Origin of the sequence: Pseudomonas meliae (assembly GCF_001400515.1) — a bacterium.
Classification (GTDB): domain Bacteria; phylum Pseudomonadota; class Gammaproteobacteria; order Pseudomonadales; family Pseudomonadaceae; genus Aquipseudomonas; species Aquipseudomonas amygdali.
This window is the reverse complement of the sequence record NZ_LJQT01000241.1, coordinates 1-3,959: the sequence shown is the minus strand read 5'-3', so window position 1 is coordinate 3,959 and position 3,959 is coordinate 1. Positions and strand designations below refer to the sequence as shown.

1 protein-coding gene is annotated in these 3,959 nt (G+C 63.4%); it reads left to right on the top strand.

Translation table 11 applies throughout. The features are described from left to right. Window positions 1–3,959 (top strand): XopAD/skwp family type III secretion system effector (gene xopAD / locus ALO64_RS25530; protein WP_328586224.1); only part of this gene is annotated, 3,959 nt, incomplete at both ends.

Here is a 3,959-nt window from a genome sequence, read left to right as displayed (position 1 = left end):
ACCGATGTCTTGGCCGGCAGGCTGGCGGAGGACCACGATCTGCGACAAGCCATGGATGAGCACCACGTGGCTGTGTCGCTCAATGCGCTGAGCAGATGCCTCGGAAGGCCGGCGTGTCATCCGGCAGTGTTGCTGCTCGCCGAACGCGCCGGCTCGGCAGAGTTGCCGTGGCAGCAGTTCAATATAGGTGAGCTCGCCATGGTGGCCAACGCGATGTCCCGTCTGCTGCACCTGGATGAGGAACAGTTCCAGATTTTGGGCCGCGCCAAACTGCTGGCAATGGCCGGGCACCTGGAGCTGCACCGTGAGCGTTTTGAGTCTGCCTCCGCGCAAGACATTGGTATGCTCTTCAAGGCCCTTTCATCGGCGCAACTCCATCGCCAGATGCGTCCGCTGGCGCGGTCGGCCCTGGAGCGGGTTGCGGTGCTCGCGCAGGACGACGGACTACGGGAAACCAGCCTTGAGGGGCTCGGCAGCCTGTGCATGGGATTTTTGCCGTTGATCCGCAGCCCAGAGTTGACCTCTCGCCATCGGGGGCACGCATTGCGCGTGTTCAATACGTTGCAGCCCATCATCGAGCGCAAGATCGACTTGTACCTTACCGGCGGTGTCCCGCCGTCTTCGACCGACCTCGAACAATACGCCACTCGATGCCCGGCGCTGACCTTCTTCCAGGTGCTCAAGGCTTACAGCATGGTGAGCCGGCAATGCAAGCCGCGCCACATCGAAGGCTCGCGCCAGGAAATTCGCCAACGTCGCGAAGAGTTGGGGAAATGGGTTGACAGGACGCTGGAGCGGACACGCGAGGCCATCGAGGAGGACCTCGGCGAGATGAGCTGGAACTTGATCGCGCAGATCGAGGCCGGTGACATCGTATTTGACGCCCTGGACCTGCGCCTGGCGAAGGAAGCAGCGAAGATTACGCAGGCCCATCCACCGAGTCAGTTCGACCTTGACGCCGGGCGCCTGAGCATGCGGTCGGCACCCGGCGAGCCCGTTACGCCGGCAACCGGCAACGGCAGCACGACCCACATCGTGGTCGATCTGCGCGGCAAGGAAGTGTCGACCAATGCGACCGAGACGAACAAGCCGTACTCGCTATTTACACGGCTGACGGGCTTGCCGCTGGTGGAGGTCCAACTGCCTGGGGCGATTTCGACGTTCATGCTCGCGCGTACGCTCACCTACCAGGACGAACCCTGGCGTTTTGACATGTTCGGCGGCAGCCGCGCCACGCGAGGCCACATGAGTCGCCCCGCCCAGTTGCTGTCCGGCACATCCGGAGCACCGTCGCTGCTGCCGGCAATGCGCTATACAGACACCGCGCCGGGCAGTAGCCTGATGCAGCTCATCGCCAAGCTTGCCCCGCAGCGCGAAGACTGGTCGCGGATGCAGCGCTCGCTACTAGAGATGGTGCCGACCGATCACGTCATTGAGGGCACACTGCGTCTGGGATTTTTTGAAGACGTCAGCGGCCCTGCGCACCCGTTCAAGCCAACAGCACCGGACGGGCATGCATTGGCGCTGTGCCCCAACGATGGTTGCGGCTTCCTGAAGCTGGAGGTGGCACTACGCATACCGGCCTTCCGTGAGTACTTCTCTGCCTGGCAAGCAGTGCAGGCCGGTGAGGCCAGCCAGAAGCAGCGTGACCTTATTGCCAAGGATAAGGGACCCACGCGGCTGGCACCGCAGGCGCTGCAGCACTTCCCACGTGACGAGGCGGCACTGCAGGAGGCGCACGAGGCGATGCAGCGCCGGTTGCAGGCGCTGCCGTCGGAGGTAAGTCAACTCACGTTGTACGAACTAGCCACCAGCGGCGGCTACCAGGGCCAAAGAGTCAGGGCGGTGCCTGCTGCCGACGACAAGGTGCACCTACCGAGCGAGCGCAGCCAGGCCTTCGACGCCGCAGGCGGCGCCTTGCTGATCGGCAAGCCGCCCTACGACAAGGAGAACCTGCTGCCCGTGCCGGAAGAACGCGTCGCGACAGTGGCGCAGAGCGACGCCACCGCCGAATTCCTCTCGCAGTCCTTTGGTATCCAGTACAGCTACACAGGCTTCGACGACAGATCGGGCAGTGATGCCGAGATGCTGCACAGCAAGGGCATGCTCATCGTGGTGCCATCAAAGAACTGGCCAGCCAATTTTGCGGACATGGATCTGGCCTGCTCGAAGGAGGACCTCAAGACCTTATCGCGCTGGACGACCGGTCGCGACCGCAGTGCCGTGCCGCAGGACATGCTCACCACCGGCAGCCTGCGGCTCAAGGACATCGTGGAGCCCGGACGCATGGGCGCACTGCCTATCCCGGAACTGCGCAAGCGCAACATGGACACCGACGGCGACGACGCGTTCGTGTACGCGGGCTACCCCAAACTGGCCGCGCTGATTTCGCGCGAGATGGCCGATCGCGAGGTACGCCGCGGCCAGCCACGTTCCTTCAAGCCGCCGAAAACGGCCACGCCGGCCATGGATCCTGACAACGGCCATTACCAGGCGGGGCGGCTGTCCGAGATCATGTCTCTGCAACGTGGTGGCCAGATCATGGGGGCGGCCAGCACCTTGGCAGCGCGCTTCATGGCGCAGCCTGACCACCTGCGTGAGGCAATGGCGCGCAATATGATGTTCGGCACTTATGACGGCATTGAGCGCGACCTGCGTAACGGTCTACGTGTAGCACTCGACGGCAAAGCCAGAGATCCTCAGGTGTTGACGGAACTGCGCAACCAGGCATACAACGCCATCGGGCGCGCCCACCTGCCCGAGGCACGTGAAGCCGCCGAGCTCCTGCATGCACAACTGCTTCGACTGGAGCCGGGGGCATCATCGCGTGCCGAAGTGCCGCCATTGCCGGATGCGCTGGGCGAGGCCTTCCCACGCCTCGCCCAGGCGTACCTTGCTGCGCCTGATACTGAGGCACGGATTCACGCCATCATCGACAACTACCCGGTGTGCAGGCTCTCGCACGCGCAATTCCCGGCCGGGCAACCGGGGCTCATCCCTGGAGAGCCGGAACTGAGCATGCGCAACCTCTTCACCATCGCGATCAAGGTGGGCACCGATGCGCTGAAGTCTGACACCGGCACGGCGCTGTTCGCCAAGATCGTTGAGTCGTGCGAACGATCCGAGCGAGGGTTCGCTGATCGGGTTCGCAGCGTACCGTATGGCAAGGTGACTGCCCGGGCCATGCACGATGGTCGCTTCGACGCCGAGCAGACCCAGGTGGACCTGCAGCACATGCCGACGATGGCTGCGGGCGTCATGCAAGACGCGCTACACTCGCTGCAGCAAGCAGACCTGATCGACCCACCGCCACCGCCCGCCGAGCGCCTGCGCGCTGTGCAGCCAGAGGACATTGCGCTTGAGGCGCAGAGCTTACTGACGCGTGCTCGCGAGATGGAACCTAGGGTCACTCACATGCTGAGGCGCGTCGCCGAGTCCCATGCTGGGCAACTGGCGGGCATGGACCATCAACTGAAGTCGGTCGGCTCGTTGAAAGAAAAGCTAAAGCAGCAGATGGCTTTGAAAAACAAGACCCTGGAAGAAGCCGTGGCCGGCGTGAACGATGCGTTGCGCTACAGCGTGGTACTGGATCCGCAGGACTTCACCGCTGGCTTGCGCGGTGTGCTGGCCTCGCTGGACGATCAGGGCCATGTGCGCGTCAAGCTGAACAACCTGTTTGCCAAGCACCAGCCGGCCTTCAAAGCGGTCAATGTCACGATGCGCAGTCCCGAAGGCGCGCTCTGGGAGATCCAGTTCCACACGCCTGACACCTTCAGGCTCAAGGAGCAATTCCATGATCTTTACAAGCACAGCCATGCGCTGCAGCTTCAGGGTGCCCCACTGACTGACCAGCGAGAAGTGCAGGCGCCCGCGCAAGACGCCTTCAGACTCGTGCCTTCGCCGCCAGAGTGCGACGATATCGACGACTGGGAGGAGGAGAACGTCCCGGCCTTGGCAAT